The organism is Streptomyces yunnanensis, from assembly GCF_029011865.1.
In the GTDB taxonomy this organism is placed as follows: Bacteria; Actinomycetota; Actinomycetes; order Streptomycetales; family Streptomycetaceae; genus Streptomyces; species Streptomyces yunnanensis.
Window position 1 is genome coordinate 9,587,262 of record NZ_CP095749.1, and the last position, 17,720, is coordinate 9,604,981.

A 17,720-nucleotide genomic window follows, 5' to 3' on the forward strand; every position below is an offset into this window, starting at 1 on the left:
CAAGTTGACTCAGTGTCAAATCCCACCCTCGTCGTTCGGATCGCGTTCCTCGCTGTGACACCTCTGCACGGCGACGCTCGCAGCTCACCCGTACGAGAGGTTGGAACAGGGGTTGTCGTCGGCGGAGCGGACCTTGTCCGACACCGCCGAGGGCACGTGGCCGGAGGCGTCGGACGCGCCGGCGTGCGGGTCGTTCGCGTACGACTGGCCGAGGGTGACGCTGATGCCGGGGGCGCCGGAGGCGGTGGCCTGCTGGACGTCGGCGCCCGGGAAGAGACGTGCGAGCGTGCGGGCCTGACTGTCCCGCCCGGGCCCGTAGGCGATCACCGTGGTGGCGTGGTCCTGGGACGGGGCGGTGGCGGTGCCGGTGACGGTGAAGCCCGCGGTCTTCAGCTCGTCGGCGGCGCTCGCGGCCAGCCCCGCGACCCGGGTGCCGTTGTAGACCACGACGCTGATGCCCGCTCCGGACACCGGGGCACCGGTGCTTGCCGACCGGGCCGAGCTCTTCCCGTGGCGGGACCTGCCGCTGGCGTCCTGGCCGTCGATGGTGCGGTCCGCCCTGAGCGCCGCCCACAGGGCGTCCGCGTCCGGGTGCACGATGGCGACCCGTGCGCCCTGGTAGCGCCAGGGCATGGTGACGAACTTGGTGTTGTGCAGGTCGATGTCCTTCAGCGACATCGCGAACGAGATCAGTTTGTTCGCGGTGCCCAGTCCCGGGTCGACGGTCATCGACTCGGCGGCGGCGTTCGCCAGCGGCAGCAGCGTCGAGGGGTTCACGCCCTGCGACTTGATCTTCTTGATGAGGCTGGAGACGAACGCCTGCTGGCGCTTGATCCGCCCCATGTCCGAGCCGTCGCCGATGCCGTGTCGGATGCGCACGTAGTCCAGGGCCCGCTGCCCCGAGACCGTCTGCGGTCCCTTGGGGAAGATGACCTTCCCCGGCGCGGCGCGGTTGGGGTTGAGATCGCCCTGACGGATGTCCTTGGGCAGGCACACGGGCACACCGCCGACGGCGGAGGTCATCCTCGAAAAACCCTCGAAGTCGACGACCACGGTGTGGTCCACGCGCAGCCCGGTCAGCCTCTCGACCGTGTTCTGCGTACAGGCGGGATTGCCCTTCGCCGTCTGCCCGATGGTGAACGCGGCATTGAACATGACGTTGTGCTGCGGCTGGGTCCACGTCCCGCCCGGCAGCTTGCAGGGCGGGATGTCGACCAGGGTGTCGCGGGGGAGGGACACGGCGACCGCGTGCTGGCTGTCGCCGTAGACATGCAGCAGGAACGCGGTGTCGGAGCGCCCCACGTCGCCCTCCCCGCCACCGAGCCTGCTGTTGCCGCCCGCCCGCGAGTCGGAGCCGATGACCAGCACATTGCTGCCGCCGGCGCCCGCGGCGGGCCGGTTGTCGCTCACCCCGTCCGCGCCGAAGGTGGTGATGTTCCCGTTCAGCTGGAGGTAGACGCACCCGGCCCCGACGACGAGCAGGACGAGGACGGAGAGCGTGAACGCGGCGGCTAACCGCAGTTTGCTGCGCTTGCGGCGGCGCCGCCCCCGCCCGGGCTCGTCGCTGCGCCGCCGCCTCCGGCCGGGCCCGTCAGCGCGGGGCCTGGTTCGCTCTTCGAGGCTGCGTGTCACGTGTGCGCCCTTGTCCGTGCGGTTCTTGCAGGGAAGAGGGCTCACCCTCGACCAGGGTTGTACAGTTGCGCAATATAGCAAGTGAAATGCGGAGTCCGGCCCGCCGGCCGATGACTCCGACGAGCGAGAGAGGCGGCGGCGATGCTGCGCAACGGACTGGAGCCATGGCACCTGCTGATCGTGGCAATCGTGGTGATCGTCCTCTTCGGCTCCAAGAAACTGCCGGACAGCGCCCGCGCACTGGGCAAGTCACTGCGGATCCTCAAGAGCGAGGCCAAGGCGATGAAGGAGGACGGCGCCTCGACCGCCCCCCAGCAGCCCGGCCCCCCGACCCCGCCGGAACCGGAGCCGCGCACCATCCATGCCGCGCCCGGCAGCCCGGCCACCGGGCGCGCCGAGCCCGTCCACCCGGCCGGCGAGCCCGCGCCGGCCGCCTCCCCCACGCAGGCCGGCCCCGGACCCTCCGCCTGAAATCCACCCGGACGAGTAGGTCAACCCGAACGAGTACGTCAGGAGGCGGCACCGCCGGCGCGTCGGCGCGCAGGACCGCGCGGTGCCATGCGGTCAGGAGCGGCGTGCGGCGGGCCGGACCGTCATGGTGGTCAAAGCCTGCCACCCCGTCGCCCGGGCCCAGGGCTCTGCGACGGTGACCACGAGATCGACCACCGGGTCCTTGACGTCGGCGTAGGTCGCGAGGTCCGCAACGGCCTCGGCCAGCAGCTGCTTGAAACGGGCGTAGGCCGGCACCGCCTCGGGATGGGCGCGCAACCAGTCACGGAAGAGGAGGGCCAGCCGCTCGTTGGGGGAACCGACCACACGGACATGGAGGTTGACGTCCGGTTCCCGGGAACCGCGCCGGGTCCACAGCCGCTTCGTCCACCGCGCCGGATCGTCGTCACTGCCCGCGGGAACGTGGTCCTGCCGGTAGGGAGCGCGTACGAAGCCGTGGCCGGCAAGCGCTTCGTCGAACGTGCCCTCCACCTCCTCCAGGTCGTGGACACTGACCTGGAGATCGAGGACGGGTTTGGCCGCCATGCCGGGCACCGCCGTGCTGCCGATGTGTTCGACGTGGACCGCGAGGGGCTGAAGCGACACATAGAGCTCGTCCGCGAGGCCCTCGGCCCGGCGCGCCCAGGCGGGATCGGGTGCAACCACGACGAGGTCGAGTGGGATGTCCTTACGCACGGGGCGATCGTATCGACCCGGTGCCCACTGCTGGCCGGACCCCCATCTCCTCTCTCCCGTCTCCTCTCCTCTGCTCCCCTATCTCCTCTACGCGATGGGGGTCTTGCGCCCGCTGAAACGTTCGCCGACGGGACGGCCATGCCCTCCGGGGGCGCCGTGCCGAAATGCACCGAGCGTGGTTTCGCATCGCCTGGGGCGTTGCCTGGAGTGCTCACCCGCACCTGCTGGGCCGTGTCGCACGCTCGCCGTGCCCGGCCACCGGAGTCAAGTCGCGGCCCACCAGGTTCAAACAGACACGCGATACCTCCGTAATGGGTTTCCCAAGCTTTCTTGAAGTCCGGCTCCCTGGCTTGTTAGGCAAGGCTTGCCTGCCTTACGTTCTGTGCGCTTCCCCCGTGCACGTCAGAGCGGAGACCCCATGTCCAGCGCGCATATCGCCCTTCTGGGAGCTATCGCAGGTTTCACCATCTATCTCGGACTTCCCCTCGGCCGCCTGCGTACTCCCACACCCCGCCTCAAGGCAGGGCTGAACGCGATGGCCATCGGCATCCTGACCTTCCTTGTCTGGGACGTTCTGACCCATGCCTGGGACCCCATCGACGCCGCGCTGGGCAAACACGACTGGGAGACGGTCGCGACCGGAGGCGGCACGCTGGCCGTGGGCCTGACGATCGGACTGGCCGGCCTCGTGCACTACGACAGTTGGCTCGGCCGCCGCCGGGCCGCCACCGCACAGTCGGCGGACCCGGGCGCGGTGACCACCGAGCTGCCCCGGAAGAACCGCAGCCAGGCGGGCTCGCTCGCGCTGATGATCGCCACTGGTATCGGCCTGCACAACTTCGCCGAGGGGCTGGCCATCGGGAACTCCGCCGCCCAGGGCGAACTCTCCCTCGCCGTCCTGCTGATCATCGGGTTCGGACTGCACAACGCCACCGAGGGCTTCGGCATCGTCGCGCCGCTGGCCGCCGAAGGCGAACGGCCTTCCTGGCTCACGCTGCTCGGGCTCGGTCTGATCGGCGGCGGTCCCACCTTCCTGGGGACCATCGTCGGCCAGCACCTGGTCAACGACACCCTCTCGATCGCCTTCCTCGGCCTGGCCGCGGGTTCGATCCTCTACGTCGTCATCGAACTGCTGGCGGTGGCCCGCAGGAGCGGACAGAAGATCCTCACGACCTGGTGCATCCTTCTCGGCCTGCTGCTCGGCTTCGCCACGGACGCCGTCGTCACGGCAGCGGGCGCCTAACCGGATTCCCAGGCGTGCCACCTGGCTCCTGTCGTCCGCACTCCTGTCGTCCGCGCTCCAGGCGGGCGCAGGCCAGGCAGGCGCACTCCAGACACGCGGGTGACGGGAGCCAGGGCGTTCGAGGGCCGATGTGTCTGGGCAGGTCACCGTGGGCCGAAGTGCGCGGTTGCCAGGTCGTGACCGTCGGCCGAGGTCAGGCGGATGTGGGACAGCGTGGCGGCGTTCAAGGAGGCCGGACCGCCCCAGTAGCCGTCCCCCTCCTGCAGGCGGAAGTTGCCGAGTCGGACGGTCGAGCCATCGGTACGCTCCAGCAGGCACGTGACCGTCCCGCTGTACGGGTTTCCGGCGTCGGCGAGATCGACGGACATGAAGATCCAGCCCGGTGATCCGGGATGGGCGTAGACGTGACCGGCCGTCTGCCCGTGCCCCGCACCGGTTCCGGTCAGCTGCGCATGCAGCACCCCCGGCACGGTTTGGGTGGACTGGGCGGAGCCGGCCACGACGTCTTCGATGGCGCTGCCCAGTGCCCAGCCGCCGAACCCGAAGCCGAGGGCGAGTACGGCCACGGCGGAGGCGACCCTGACCCGTATGCCCCTGCGGAACCCTGCGCGCCTGGCCCGGAGGCTGCGCGCACTCTCGCGTCCGTCCCGCGCCGCCCCGGCCTGGGCCAGCCGCCGCGCCACCCGGGCCTCGAAGCCGGCCGGCGGCTCGCTTCCGGGCAGCAGACCGAGCAGCCCGTCGCCGACGAGGGCCAGCTGCCCGACGTACTCCCGGCATTCCGCGCAGCGGTCAAGATGGGCCGTCGCCTCGGCCCGTTCCCGGCCCGAGAGCACGCCCAGGGCCAGCTCGGCGCCGGCCTGGCGCAGCTGTTCGCAGGACAGGTCCTCAGTCATGGCCGCCTCGCTTCGGAGACGTGGGATGCGGGTTCATGGATGTCGGGAGTGCGGGGGAGGGGCGTGTGGGGTCCGGCGAGGTGAGTGTGGCCCGCAGTTTGCCCATCGCGGTTCTGATCCGGGTCTTGGCGGTGCCCAGGGGGATGTGCTCCCAGTCGGCGATCTGCTGGGCGGTCATCCCGTAGAGGCCCGCCATGACCAGGGCGCGGCGCTGTCCGCCGGGCAGCTGTGCCACCGCGGCCCGCAGGGTGGCCGACGCCTCGTGCGCGAGCGCCTGCTGCTCGGGGGTGTCGGTCACCGCGTCCAGGAGCGCGTCGAGATCCTCGGGGGCCACCGGCGCCGGTCGGCGCGACCGGACGGCGTCGATGGCGAGGTTGTGTGCGATGGTCGTCAGCCAGGCGGTCACCGAACCCCGACGGGAGTCGTAGACCTGGGCGTGCCGCCACGCGCGCTCGAACGTCTGCTGGGCGATGTCCTCGGCGAGCTGCGGATCACGGGTGACCGCGAGGGCCACACCGAAAACCGTGTGTTGGAAACGCCGTACGAAGGTGACGGCGAGCTCCGGGTCACCGGTGGCCAGGCCAGCCAGCAGCGCCTCGTCCGAGATACGTCCGACCGGGAGCTGCAACCACTGCATACCCTTCGGTACGGTCCGTCCCGGCCGCGGGATTGCCTGGCGGCGACGGAAGACCACGCATCCATTCTCCCTCCCTGCCACCCCCGCCAGGAGCCGTGATCGCCCGGTGGGGAGGGCGCGGAACTGTCTGGGCTACGCCGTGTGCACGGACGAGTCGGAGCGGGTGACCGGAGTGGCGGGAGGCCGCCCCCTCGGCCCGCCCCGCCAGGCGCCGAAGGCGACGATGAACGCCACCTCGGTGACGAGGGCCAGGACCCCGTAAGGGGGTTCCCAACCTTCCTCTCCTGGTAATGCGGCAGCCCCACCGTGCGGGACAGCGCGAAGCCCAGGATCATGCCGCCGCTGACCAGCGTCCCCAGTAGCCATGCGGACATCGGCTTCCGCCGCGCGAGCCCCGCGGCGGCGACGAGCAGCCCGCCACAGGCCAGTTCGGGCTCGGGCGGAGGGACCGGAGTCATCGCCGTACCGGCAACGACCAGTCGTGGCAAGGGAGTTGTGGCGGGGCTCATGGTGGCGCCTCGGCCCGTGGTCGGTCGCCGGTCCCGTGCAGCCGGTAGAGCCGTGCATACGCCGCACTGTGCGCGAGCAGTTGAGGATGCGTCCCGCGGGCGGTGACACGCCCCTGCTCCAAGAGCACGATCCGGGTGGCGTCGCGGACGGTGAGCAGGTTGTGGGACACCAGAATCGTCGTGCGTCCGCGCATCAACAGACGCAAGGGCCGCAGGATGCGCCGGCAGGATTCCGCGTCGAGGCCGGTGGTCGGCTCGTCGAGGATGAGGACGGGCGCGTCGCGGACCATGGCGCGGGCGATGACCAGGCGCTGCCGCTGCCCGCCGGAGAGCAGCCGACCACGTTGACCGACCACGGTGCGGTAGCCGTCGGGGAGTTGGCTGATGAAGCCGTGTGCGTCTGCGGCACGGGCCGCCGCGACGATCTCCGCGTCGCTCACGTCGGGCCGGCCGTAGGCGATGTTGTCGCGCACCGTGCCGTGGAAGACCAGGGTTTCCTGGAGCAGTACGGCGAGGTTGTCCCGGAGGTCGTCCAGGCTCAGATCGCGAAGGTCGTGCCCGTCGAGGCGAATGGTTCCGTGGTCCGGGTCGTAGAAGCGCAGCAGCAGCTTGGCGGCGGTCGACTTTCCGGCACCGCTGGCGCCTACCAGTGCCAGGGTCTCGCCGGGTGCCACGCGGAACGAGACTCCCGAAAGGGCCGGCCGGGCCGTCCCCGGGTAGCGGAAGGAGACGTCGTCGAACTCGATCTCACCGCGGCTGCGACCGAGTCTTGGGGGAGCCGCGGCCTGGACGACCTGCGGTCGCTGATCGAGCAGTTCGACGATCCGCTCTGCCGCGGCGGACGCCGAGTAGAAGGTGTTGCTGAGGCCGGATATGCCGCGGATGGGGCCGTAGAGCCGGCTCAGCAGCGTGAGGAAGACCATCAGGCCGCCCAGGGTGAGGCGACCCCGCATCAGTTCCCAGGTCCCCAGGCCCATCACCAGCAGCGCGCCGACCAGCTCGATGACGTCGACGACGGTGTCGTACACGGCGTCGATGCGGGCGGACGCCATGGCGGCCCGGAACCGGCCGAGGCTCTCGCGTTCGAAGCGGCCGTGCTCCCAGCGCTGCCGGTTGTACGCCTGCACGAGGGCGATATTGCCCAGCGCCTCCTCGGTCACCGCGCTGAGCGAACCGCTGCGCCGCCGCCGTTCCCGCGCCGCGGCCCTGATCCGTCGGGAGAAGCGTCGGGCGGTGAACCAGAACATCGGGGCGATGACGAGGGCGAGCAGCGTCAGGTCCCAGCTCAGGAAGAACAGCACACCGAGGAAGACCCCCAGTCGGACGACCTGCGCGAGGGCGTTCACGATTCCGGAGAGGAGGAAGGTCTCGACCGCGTCGACGTCACCGGTCACCCTGGAGAGCACGTCGCCGAGCCGTCGCCGCTCGAAGAACCCGAGTGACAGCCCCTCGACATGGCGGAACAGATCCGACCGCAGCGCCAGCAGGAACCGCTCGCTGACCCAGGTGGAGGTCATGTCGTCCGCGAAGGCGAGAGCCCCGGCCAGGAGGGTGAAGCCCAGGTAGGCGAGGGCGATCGGCACGAGGAGGTGCAGGTTGCGGGGGATCAGCAGGTCGTCGATGACGATCTTGAACAGCCAGATCTCGGCGGCGTCGACGACAGGCCCCAGCACGACGAAGGCCAGGATCCCCACGAACCAACGGCGACCGCCGCGCGTGTACGGCCAAAAGCGCCGGAACACCTCACCCAGTGCCACCGGCGGAGCGGCCTCGACGACTGCCTCCATGCCCTCTGACGGGCCGGAGCCGGGCAGCAACTGCCTGGCCATCCACCGCCAACCCCTCGCCGCCGCACCAGGCGTGCTCTCCCCGTCCGCGCCTTCGCTCCGGGCGTCACCGCGGGGACGAGGGCTCGGCCGGGTGCGGCTCATGTCGTCTCACCGACTCGCGCGGCCGGGCAGGGCGCCCGGCCGCTGTGGAGCATGACGAGCGCTCAGTACCTCCCTTCACGGTCCCGGTCGTGATCACGGTCACCGTGGCGGCCGTGGTCGCGACCGTGCCGCCGACGACGGTCACGGTCTCGGTCGTCACGGTCCCGATGCCTGCCCCTGCCCGTGCGGTCACGATGGCTACGGCCCAGTGCGGGAGTGAGGGTGGCGAAGATGCCCATGACGGCCCCCTTTCTTCAGCCGCGAATCTCCATCAACCCTCCATACGGCACAGCGGCGCAAAGGGATTGACCCCAGCCCCGCCCCAGGCCCGCCGGCTCATGGCTGCTCTCCGGACCGGTTGAGCGCCATCGGGAACACCCGCTTGAGAATCGCTCTGCACACCCGGTTGCTGTGCGTCACGGCATGTTCGAGGGGGACGAGGTGGCACCCCATCCTGCGTTTCGACTCGTAGGCGGTCTGTGTCAGGTTGATCTCGGTCATCCCCGAGCGGATGGCTTCCTCGATGCCGCGGTAGTAGGTGACCTGGTAGAGCCGCAGTTCACGCGAGCAGGTGTAATCGATGCCGATACGGAACGCGACCGAGTTCTTCTCCCCGAAGAGGCAGATGAGGAACCCCACCAGGCGGTTCCCCTGCCAGCAGGTGATCGCCTTGGCCGAGATCCTCGGGTCGGTGGAGAGCAGGGTCATGAATTCCGGTGTCCAGACGTCCAGCCGGCTCTCCGCACGGTCGAGTACCGCTTCGTAGAGCGGCATCATGGCCGGTACGAGATCATCGAAGCGCTCACGCACCTCGAAGGTCGCGTCGTCGTGCTCGGAAAACCTCGCCAGATTGCGCCGGGCGGTGCTCCGCCCGTTCCTCGACAGGGACGAGACGAATTCTTCGAAGGTCTTGGCGTGCAGAGTGATCCGAGCATCGGGCATTCCCGGCGCGCGAAAGAAACCCGCGCTGTCCAGGGCCGGTCCCAGCCACTCCATGTCCGTCTGCGGGAAGTCCTTGAGCACGGTCCACCGGGTGCCCGCCGCAGCAGCCAGTTGTTGCACCGCCTTCACCAGCAGATGCGGGGCCTCCGCATGGAGTCCGGGCTCACGCAGGACCCTCCCTTCTCCCAGGAGGTTTCCACACACCAACATCCCCACGCGCAGCGGTCTTCCCATGATGCGGTGCAGCGGCCGCAACGCCTTTCGACCCTGGTTCCCCAATGCGTCTTCGAGAGCCAGTGCGCGGAAGACGCAGGTGGGCAACACGGCCCCTACGCGCTGTCCTTGTCGGAGTACGAGGTATCGATAGGCATCCGGGCCGATTCCGGTCCGCTCCATGGCCTGGAACAACGCGTATTCGTAGAGCGGGTCGTCGGGAGGCGCGAGGTTCCGCCAGACATCCTCGGGGATCTCGGAGACACTGTCGGCCACCTCGACCTGCCATTGGGCGTCCGAGCCCACGGCCGTGCGTTCAGGGCTGGTCACCGCAGTCCTCCAAAGGTGCCACGGACCGGTCCTGGCACTCGATGACCTCGGCGTCCGGGCCGAAGACCCCGTGCAGCATCTTGGTCACGGTGTCCGTCATGGCCCGGCCGGCGACGGGTTCCAGAAGATCCGCCATACCGGGTACCCCGAGATCGAAGCGGGCGCCGAACCGGACCGTGCTCCCCTCCGGGAGCTGCGCGATCGACCAGCCACCGGAAAGGGCGTGCAGGTCGCCGTCGATGAGTTCGAAGTCGATCCGCAGGCGCGGCTTGTCCAGGCGGTCCCGCTCCCGCCACTTGAGAATCCCGCCGGCGAAGTCGACTTCCCATGTGGAGATCCGGTCGTGGTCGGGGCCGTCCGCAAGGGAGACGGAGTGCACGACGTCGGAATGCCGTGGGAAGCTGGCGAAATCCGAGAGTGAGTCGAATACCTTCCTCGGCTGTCCACCGGGAATGTGAAGAGCAACGCGGACCTCGCGCACTGCACCCCCAAACTTTCCGAGCCACGGATAAGAGAAGGCATGATCTTCGGCGGCCTGGCGCGAGTCGGGGAGATCAACGCAAACCGGGCGCGGCGTTCCCGTGGGAATTGCGGTCGATGGGACGGTTTCTTTCCTGTCGGAGGCGGCGGCACTCCCCATCGTCGCGGGGAACGGCGCCACACGTTGCCATGCCGTCATGCTAGGACCCGAAGAGGGGCGTACGCCTGCCGGGAGCTGCGGTCTTGCGCCATCCGGCGGACGACCCGCGGAAGGCGGGACGAAGGGAAAGAACTGCTCCGGGATATCGGTGTGCCAGGTGCGCACATTCCGTGTGGCGCTCGCGTCGGGTGGCTTCTCCGGTGGTGGCCTGTGCGGCACCTCCATAGCATGTTCCTCGGTTCCTGAAGTAACGCTGCGCTACGTCCGATCGTGTTCCGGCCGCCTCCGCGGCCGGAAGTGAACCGTGGGTATCTCTCTCTTCTCAGTGCCTCGGGCCCGCGCCGCATGCCCGTTCTCGCGTGGAGAATTCCCGATGGAAGGACACAACACCCATGTGGCAGATCGAGGAGGGGAACCGAAAACCGTACCCGCGGCCGGAAAAGTCGTCGCTGAACGTTCTCCTCACCGGCGCGACCGGAGTGGTGGGAAGGGCGCTGTTGCCGTACCTCGATACGCACGACGTCACCTGTCTCGTCCACGTGACCGCGTTGAACGCGCCCGGAGTGAAGACGGTGTGCGGAGACATCAGACAACCCTGCCTGGGGCTGTCCCGTAGAGAATGCGAGGAACTCTCCGCGACGATCGATGTGGTGGTGCATGCCGCGGCCGACACCAGCTTCGACGGCAAGTCCGATCTGGTCGAAACCAATGTCGCGGGCACCGAGCGGATCGTCGAACTCGCCCGGCAGGCCGAGGCGCGACTGGTGTACATCAGCAGCGCGTTCTCCGCCGTGGGCGCGGGTGGCCAATCGGCTGCACCGGCGTACGCCAGGAGCAAAGCGCAGGCCGAGGAGGTCGTGCGGGCCAGTGGCCTGTCGGCGGTCGTCGTCCGGCCCTCGGTCATCGTCGGCGACTCCCGAACCGGTCACATCGCCAAGCACCAGGGGTTTCACCACCTGTTGGGAGCGATGATGCGCGGCCAGCTTCCCCTCGTCCCGCTGGACCCCACCCGGCTGCTCGACTTCGTTCCCCAGGACGTCGTGGCGAAGTGCATCGCCGAACTCCTGGAGAACGAGTTCGAGCGGACGGAGGTGTGGCTGACGGCCGGATCGCGCGCCCTGCAAGTGGGCCACATCGCCGACGAGATCCAGGCCGCCGCGGCGGCACTGGGGCGCCCCGTCCCCGCCACCCGCTTCGTCGACGAGGACCTGTACGAGCGGCTCATCGTGCCGGTGTTCCTCAAGGCCGTGCCGGCGCCGACCCGGAGGATGATCAAAACCTTCGCCGAGCAGCTGAGCCCCTACGTCGCCGACCGCGGCCCGTTCCCCAGCGATGTGGAGGAACTACCCGACCAGGTGAAGACGTTGCGTGCCTCCATGTACAGATGGGCGGATGTCAGCGGCTTTCATCCTCGCAACGCGGCGGGAGCGGCACGGTGAGCCCGGCGGAGAAGGGACGAGCGCGGGCGGTCGCGCTCGACCACCTCCGTGATCACGTCAATCGCGGCCACGCCCGGATCGCCTCCCTGCTCGGCCTGCCGTTGGAGGTGCGTTCGGCCGGTGCCCTGGTGTACGACGAGGAGGACACCGCCTACCTCGACTGCGGCGGGTACGGGGTGTTCCTTCTGGGGCACCGCCACCCGGACGTCGTCGACGCCGTCGCGGCACAGTTGGGCAGACATCCGCTGCCGACGCGTGCACTGATCGAACCCAACGTGGCCTCCGCGGCACAGGCACTGACCTCGGTGGCACCCGCCGGCCTGCAGTACGCCTTCTTCATCAACTCGGGTACCGAGTCAGTCGAGTTGGCCATCAAGCTCGCCCGCGCCAACGGCTGCCGTCGAGTGATCGCCGCCGAGGGCGGCTTCCACGGAAAGACGCTGGGGGCGCTCAGCGCCACGGGCAACAAGCGATACCGCGCCGGTCTCGAACCCCTGCTGCCGGGCGTGGAGTTCGTCCCGTTCGGCGACGCGGAGGCCCTGAAGGCCGCACTGGCGAGCGACGCGACGCGGGCCTGCGTGCTGCTGGAACCGGTACAGGCCGAAGGCGGGGTGCGCATTCCTCCCACGGGCTACCTCAGACACGTGCGGGAGCTGTGCGACGAGTTCCACGCCCTGCTCGCCATGGACGAGATCCAGTCCGGACTCGGCCGCCTCGGATCCTGGTGGGGGTGCGACGAGGAAGACGTGCGCCCGGACGTGCTGACCACGGGCAAGGTGCTCAGCGGCGGGGTCGTGCCGGTCGCCGCGACCTTGGCCACGCCCGAGGTCTACGAAGTGCTCAACCAGGACCCGTTGCTCCACTCCTCGACCTACGGCGGCAATCCCCTCGCGGCCGTGGCCGCTGCCACGACGATCGACGTGCTGCGGCGGGACCGTCTGGTGGAACAGGCAAGGACACTCGGGGGCCGGCTTCTGCCGCAGGTCACCGACGCGCTCGCCGCCGCCGGTCCGACCCTCGTCCGGGAGGTCCGCGGGCGCGGACTGCTCATCGGAATCGAGTTCACCTCCGAAGCGCCGGCCGGGCTGTTCCTGACCCATATGCTCCGGGAGCGCGTACTGACCTCGTACACGCTCAACGCCAGCAGGGTGATCCGCCTGACCCCGCCGGCGATCCTGGAACCCGACCACGTCTGCTGGCTGTTGCGGTCCCTGGAGCGATCCGCCGTGGCGCTGGCCGGCGGGTGAACCGCGCCGGGGCGCGCCTCCCCGGCGCCGGGCGGTTCACGCGCCCAGACTGACGTGGATGGCGGCGGCGAGTTCGGTGACGCCGGCGTCTCTGAGCGCGCTGTAGTGATCCGCGTCGAGGTTGACCACCGTCGGAGGTGCGGCGCGATAGCCGGACCAGAATTCGATGAACGAGCCTTCGTCACCAGTGGCGTTGAAGACGGTGACCGGTACGTGGAGCTGTCGTTCGGCCAGTTCGTGGCCGTCGTACTGGAACTCGTACGTGCGCGCGACGATGCGGGTGATCCGGCGGATCAACTGCTCGTCCAGCGCGGGGAGCAGCTGGTGGATGAAGGCGACGAAGCTGTCCTCGTCGGAGGCCGCCGCCAGACACCGGTCGAGCTGGGGCCCGGCGACGCACCCGGCGAAGACGGAGAACAGGATCGTCAGGTAGGCCGGGTTGGCGTACGACGCCTGACGCCCGTAGCGGTGGGTGTTGGCGTAGTGCACCTTCGGGTTGCCGGGGCAGAGCAGCAGCAGGTTGTCCACAAGTTGGCCGGACTGCTCCAGCTGCCATGCGGCCTCGAAGGCGACCCGGGCGCCGAACGAGTAGCCCCACAGGGTGTACGGGCCGACGTCCTGCACGCGCCGGATCTCGGCGAGGTCGGCAGCGGCCATCTCGCGGATGGTCGGGTAGGGCTCCTCACCGGCGTTGACGCCGTGTGCCTGGATTCCGTGAACGGCGCGGTCCATGCCCGCCTGCCGTGCGAGCAGGCGTAGGTTCATCGGGTAGCCGCCCAGTCCGGGCCAGCAGAAGACGGGCCGGCCGAGGCCCTCGCCGTGCAGTGACACCAGCCGGGAGGACGGGCGGGCGGTGCAGTCGGTGATGCGGGCGGCGAGGTCGGCCAGCCTCGGGTGCTCGAAGACGACCTGCAGCGGGAGCCGGGTGCCGAACCGGCGGTTGATCGTCAGGACCAGCTCGACGGCGGTGAGCGAGTCGCCGCCGCAGGCGAAGAAGTCGTCCTCGATCGAGACGTTGTCGCACTTCAGGGCCCTGCCCCACGCCTCGGCGAGCCACTTCTCATGCCGGGTGACGGGGGCGACGTACGGGGTGGTGCGGTCCGCCGACCGCACCTGACCTGAGGCGGTGAGTGCCTTGACGTCGACCTTGCCGTTGGCCGTCAGCGGCAACCTGTCGAGCACCAGGACCCGGTCGGGGACCATGTAGTCGGGCAGGATGCGGATCAGATCGTCCTTGACGATCTCGGCCGGTCCCTTCATGTGGACGGTGTCCTCGCGCATGTCCTCGCTGCGGAGCTGCTCGTCGCTGACTGCGCCGCCGAGGAAGAAGTACGAGGCGCCGACAGGTATGCCGCAGGAGGACAGGATGTCGTCGATGCGCTGGGCGGCGGGCAGCGGATGGCCCGTCTTCGAGCTGTACCCCGAGGACATCAGGCCCAGATGCAGACCGTTGCGTTGCAGGTGGTGGAGTTTCCTGCCCAGCACCACGTACTCCAGCCACGGCTGGTCGGCGCGGCTGACGGCCGTGATGCCGAAGCTTGCTCGCCGATAGACCTGCTGGTTGATCGCGATGACATGCTTCGGCAGCACCAGTTCATCCGATATGCGCGCCAATTCACCGTCGACGTAGTGGTATTGGCCCGCAGGCAGGTCCTCGACGCGTCCTGGATGGGGTTGGACATAGAGGTCGGTGGAGTCGGGCCACGGTTCCCCACCGGCGGGGCGGATGGCGAACGTGCCCAGGTAGTGGTCCTCGTCGGACACGTCCAGGAGGGCCTTGACGGACCCGTCGAGGGCCAGCGGCTCGATGGCCAGGCCGTACTCCGGCAGCACCTGCTCGAAGAGCCCGACCATGTGTCCGGCCTCTACCTCCAGCACTTCCTGGATGTTGTTCCTGTACACCGGTTCAATGGCTCGCCTGCAGCCGAGGAAGTGGACCAGCAGAAGGCCCTTTGACCCATGGGAAGGGGGACCGATCCGCACCAGGGCGTGCTCGACGGGGTGGTAGTAGTACGTGCCTGCCTCAAGTCCCGCTGCTCCGCCGCCGGTTTCCAGGTACAGCTGCGTGGCGTACAAGGCTCCCGGCGAGGCGTAGGCGTACTTCGGCAGCAGCCGCTGGTCGCTGTGGAAGGCGCCGAACCAGCGCAGCAACGCGCCCAGTTCCGCGAAGGTCAGCTCGTCCAGTCCTCGGGACCGGCCGCGGACCACGCGCTCGGCGAGCAGGGCCAGCAGCGTGGACCGGGTGACCGGGGCGCCGTCGTAGAAGCGGTAGGTCTTGCGGGCGAAGACCTCTCTGCGCTGCCGGGGCGTCTCCTGTCTGCCGGGCAACTCCAGCACGCTCCTGCCGGCGAGCTGCTCACGGTGGCGCAGACCCGGGTTGGACAGCTGCGCCCTGACCTGAAGCCGACTGGCCTTGGACTGGTGGTGGGCACCGTGGTTCCCCTGGTCCATCAGCGCCGCTTCCTTGGGATTCAGCTCCACACAGGCAACCAGGCTCGCCGAGCCGGTGCGCTGGTTGTCGGTGACGACCACCGCCGCGCGCCGGACCCAGGTGTGTTCCTCGACGGCGAGGGCGACCTCGTCGAGTTCGACGCGGCAGCCGCGCACTTTGACCTGGTTGTCGACCCGGCCGGCGAACTGGATGGTGCCGTCCGGGCACCAGTACGCGAGATCACCCGTGCGGTACAGACGCTCGGTGGAGGCGAACGGCGAGATGATGAAGCGCTCTTGAGTCTGTTGGGGTTGGTTCAGGTATCCGCGCGCCAGTTGGGTGCCGGCGATGTACAGCTCGCCGGTCTCCTCGATGCCCACCGGCGCCAGGTTGGCGTCGAGGATGAAGCACTGGGTGTCGCCGACCGGCGCCCCGATCGGCACGCTGCCCGTGCCGTCACCGTCCGCGTCCCGGTCTATCGGATAGGCGGTGGCGTTGATGGTGGCCTCCGTCGGTCCGTACAGATTGACCAGCGAAACCCACGGAAGCTCGTCGGCCAGAGCATGGGCGAGCCGCCACGACAGCGCCTCGCCCCCGGAGAACACCCGCCGCAGCGAGGTGCAGCGGCCGAACTCCTCGGTGTCCAAGAGCGCTTGCAGCAGTGTGGGCACGCACTGCAAGGTGGTCACCTGGTGCCTGACGACCGCGGCGACCAGCGCCGGCGGGTCCCGATAGATGCCTTGTGCGCCCATCACCACCCGGCCGCCGACGGCCGGGGCGAGGATCTCCCACTGCGCCGCGTCGAAACTCATCGGTGTCTTCTGCAACACGGTGTTGTCCTGGCCCAGATACCCGTAGACGCGCATCGACCGCATCTGGCAAGCGATGCTGCGGTGCTCGATCATCACGCCCTTCGGCCTGCCGGTGCTGCCCGAGGTGTAGATGACGTACGCCAGCGCGTCCGACCGCACCGGCACCGGGGCGAGCGTGGTGCAGCAGCTCCGAACGTCGGCCGGGGTGACGATCCGGGTGCCTGCCGGGGCCAGTTCGGCCAGCTGGGCCGCCAGGTGACCCTGCGTCACGATGATGCGCGTCTGACTGTCGTCGATCATGTAGCGCAGCCGCTCCTCCGGGTACTCCGGCGACAGCGGCAGATATGCGGCGCCGGCGAACAGAATGCCCCACACACCGACCATCAGCTCCAGGGACGGCTCGACGAACACCCCGACGCTCGCCTCCAGGCCCGCACCGAGTTGACCGAGAAACACCGCCAACCGACGGGCCGAATCAGCCAGCTCGCGGTACGTCAGGCACCGATCGCCGCAGACCACCGCGATGGCATCGGGCTGCGCCTCGACCTGCTGCTTCAACAGACCGGGCAGGCAACCCGTGGCGGTGTGGTCGATCGGTGCGCGATGCGGTGCGGTCTTCACGGTCTTCCTCTGCCGGCCGAGAACTGTGGGGACGGGGCCGATGCCGGCTCTCCGGCCACCGCCCGGGGCGATTCCTGCTGGGGCCCGGCGAACACGAGGGCCACGACGACAGGCACGACGACAGGCAAGGCGCCGATCGGGTGCAAGGGCTCCACCCCGCGGAGGACGGTGGCGGCGCGTGGCCTGGTGAACCCCAGGACAGACACCGGCAACGAGGGGACTCGGCCGGTGCCCTGGAAGCAGAGCGCGAAGGCGAACAGCGTCCCCGTGACCGCGGTGTGCGCGAGCCCGGCCACCCTGCCGCGCGGCGCCACCGCCCGGTGGGCATGGTGCCGGGCGTCGTTGACGCCGCTTCGCGGCCCAGCGCCGGCTGTCCCCTGCGCACCAGGGCTGTCACGCCCGACGTACGGGTGGTGGGCGGCCCCGGACAACAGGCAGTGGACGGCGCCGATGTTCAACGCCGCCGACACCCAGGCATGCCGCCATCACGCCCCGCGCCATGGAACCCTCGCCGTCGCAAGCAGCACGGAGCTGTCGGGAAGCGCCGGCACCGTGGGGTTCCGAAGCTGTCGACCGGACGCCGGCGGCTCCGTCGTGACCAGGAAGGCGCTGACCCGCATCCGGGACACCAGCGCCGTCGGCCCGCCGACGAGCCCGCCATCGGCCATCTGCCAAGGGTCCGGGTCCTGTGCCCGGACCGGGCAGGCCGCACAGGGACGTGACCGACAGTGCACATCTACGCACGACACCATCTCCGATGAGCCGGGAGTGCGCCGGAACGCCGAACGGCCCTGGTTGCCAGTCGTCCCACGTGGTGGGAACCCACGGGGACGACGAGTCGGAAAGGCATTGGCACGCGACCTTGCCTCGGTATGAGGTCGCACCTCTGCCCCCGGCGTCGACGTGGCGATCCCGCCCGGACGCCGCTCTCGGGGACCCTCGAGCCGCATGTGCGGCTGAGGCGCGATGAGCCTTCACCAGATATCCAGGCACTCAGCCGGGTGTCCGTTCCCTC

13 protein-coding genes are annotated in these 17,720 nt (G+C 69.4%); 4 read left to right on the plus strand and 9 right to left on the minus strand.

The genetic code is table 11. From position 1 onward, the window contains the following. Positions 1 to 84: 84 nt before the first annotated feature. Positions 85 to 1,632, minus strand: a complete 1,548-nt coding sequence (locus MOV08_RS42240) for an LCP family protein (RefSeq protein ID WP_420834263.1) — start codon at positions 1,630 to 1,632, stop codon at positions 85 to 87. Positions 1,633 to 1,773: 141 nt separating this feature from the next. Between MOV08_RS42240 and tatA the strand changes: the two genes are divergently transcribed. Next, on the plus strand, positions 1,774 to 2,103 hold the full coding sequence (gene tatA, locus MOV08_RS42245; protein WP_275311466.1) for a Sec-independent protein translocase subunit TatA: 330 nt from the start codon (positions 1,774 to 1,776) through the stop codon (positions 2,101 to 2,103). Positions 2,104 to 2,196: 93 nt separating this feature from the next. On the opposite strand, the gene MOV08_RS42250 is transcribed toward tatA, so the two are convergent. Beyond that, positions 2,197 to 2,817, minus strand: coding sequence for a GrpB family protein (locus tag MOV08_RS42250; protein ID WP_275311467.1), 621 nt, complete (start codon positions 2,815 to 2,817; stop codon positions 2,197 to 2,199). 418 nt (positions 2,818 to 3,235) lie between these two features. Between MOV08_RS42250 and MOV08_RS42255 the strand changes: the two genes are divergently transcribed. Continuing rightward, entirely contained in the window at positions 3,236 to 4,060 is an 825-nt protein-coding gene (locus tag MOV08_RS42255; RefSeq protein ID WP_275311468.1) for a ZIP family metal transporter, read from the plus strand. A gap of 143 nt (positions 4,061 to 4,203) precedes the next feature. Here the strand turns inward: MOV08_RS42255 and MOV08_RS42260 are convergent, their stop codons facing one another. The 5 genes from MOV08_RS42260 to MOV08_RS42280 form a co-directional block, all read right to left on the minus strand. Continuing rightward, complete coding sequence (locus tag MOV08_RS42260; RefSeq protein ID WP_039639575.1) at positions 4,204 to 4,953, minus strand: hypothetical protein; 750 nt, start codon at positions 4,951 to 4,953, stop codon at positions 4,204 to 4,206. Beyond that, positions 4,946 to 5,590, minus strand: coding sequence for an RNA polymerase sigma factor (locus MOV08_RS42265; RefSeq protein ID WP_039639576.1), 645 nt, complete (start codon positions 5,588 to 5,590; stop codon positions 4,946 to 4,948). Before MOV08_RS42265 ends, MOV08_RS42260 begins: the two co-directional genes overlap by 8 nt. 505 nt (positions 5,591 to 6,095) lie before the next feature. Next, positions 6,096 to 7,928 (minus strand): ABC transporter ATP-binding protein, encoded by a 1,833-nt coding sequence (locus MOV08_RS42270; RefSeq protein ID WP_275311469.1) that lies wholly within the window; start codon positions 7,926 to 7,928, stop codon positions 6,096 to 6,098. Between the two features lie 438 nt (positions 7,929 to 8,366). Continuing rightward, entirely contained in the window at positions 8,367 to 9,515 is a 1,149-nt protein-coding gene (locus MOV08_RS42275; RefSeq protein ID WP_275311470.1) for a GNAT family N-acetyltransferase, read from the minus strand. Beyond that, complete coding sequence (locus MOV08_RS42280; protein ID WP_338057358.1) at positions 9,502 to 10,380, minus strand: type II toxin-antitoxin system RatA family toxin; 879 nt, start codon at positions 10,378 to 10,380, stop codon at positions 9,502 to 9,504. The genes MOV08_RS42275 and MOV08_RS42280 overlap by 14 nt, the downstream gene beginning before the upstream one ends. Positions 10,381 to 10,547: 167 nt before the next feature. Here MOV08_RS42280 and MOV08_RS42285 point away from each other — a divergent pair, with 167 nt between their 5' ends. Beyond that, complete coding sequence (locus MOV08_RS42285) at positions 10,548 to 11,594, plus strand: SDR family oxidoreductase (protein ID WP_052287271.1); 1,047 nt, start codon at positions 10,548 to 10,550, stop codon at positions 11,592 to 11,594. Further along, positions 11,591 to 12,841, plus strand: coding sequence for an aspartate aminotransferase family protein (locus MOV08_RS42290; protein ID WP_275311471.1), 1,251 nt, complete (start codon positions 11,591 to 11,593; stop codon positions 12,839 to 12,841). The genes MOV08_RS42285 and MOV08_RS42290 overlap by 4 nt, the downstream gene beginning before the upstream one ends. A gap of 36 nt (positions 12,842 to 12,877) precedes the next feature. Here MOV08_RS42290 and MOV08_RS42295 read toward each other — a convergent pair whose 3' ends face one another. Together MOV08_RS42295 and MOV08_RS42300 are read right to left on the minus strand one after the other, a co-directional pair. Then, positions 12,878 to 16,705, minus strand: coding sequence for a non-ribosomal peptide synthetase family protein (locus MOV08_RS42295; RefSeq protein ID WP_275311472.1), 3,828 nt, complete (start codon positions 16,703 to 16,705; stop codon positions 12,878 to 12,880). Beyond that, positions 16,702 to 17,175: a hypothetical protein gene (locus MOV08_RS42300; RefSeq protein WP_275311473.1), complete on the minus strand. Its 474-nt coding sequence runs from the start codon at positions 17,173 to 17,175 to the stop codon at positions 16,702 to 16,704. The genes MOV08_RS42295 and MOV08_RS42300 overlap by 4 nt, the downstream gene beginning before the upstream one ends. Positions 17,176 to 17,720 lie beyond the last annotated feature (545 nt).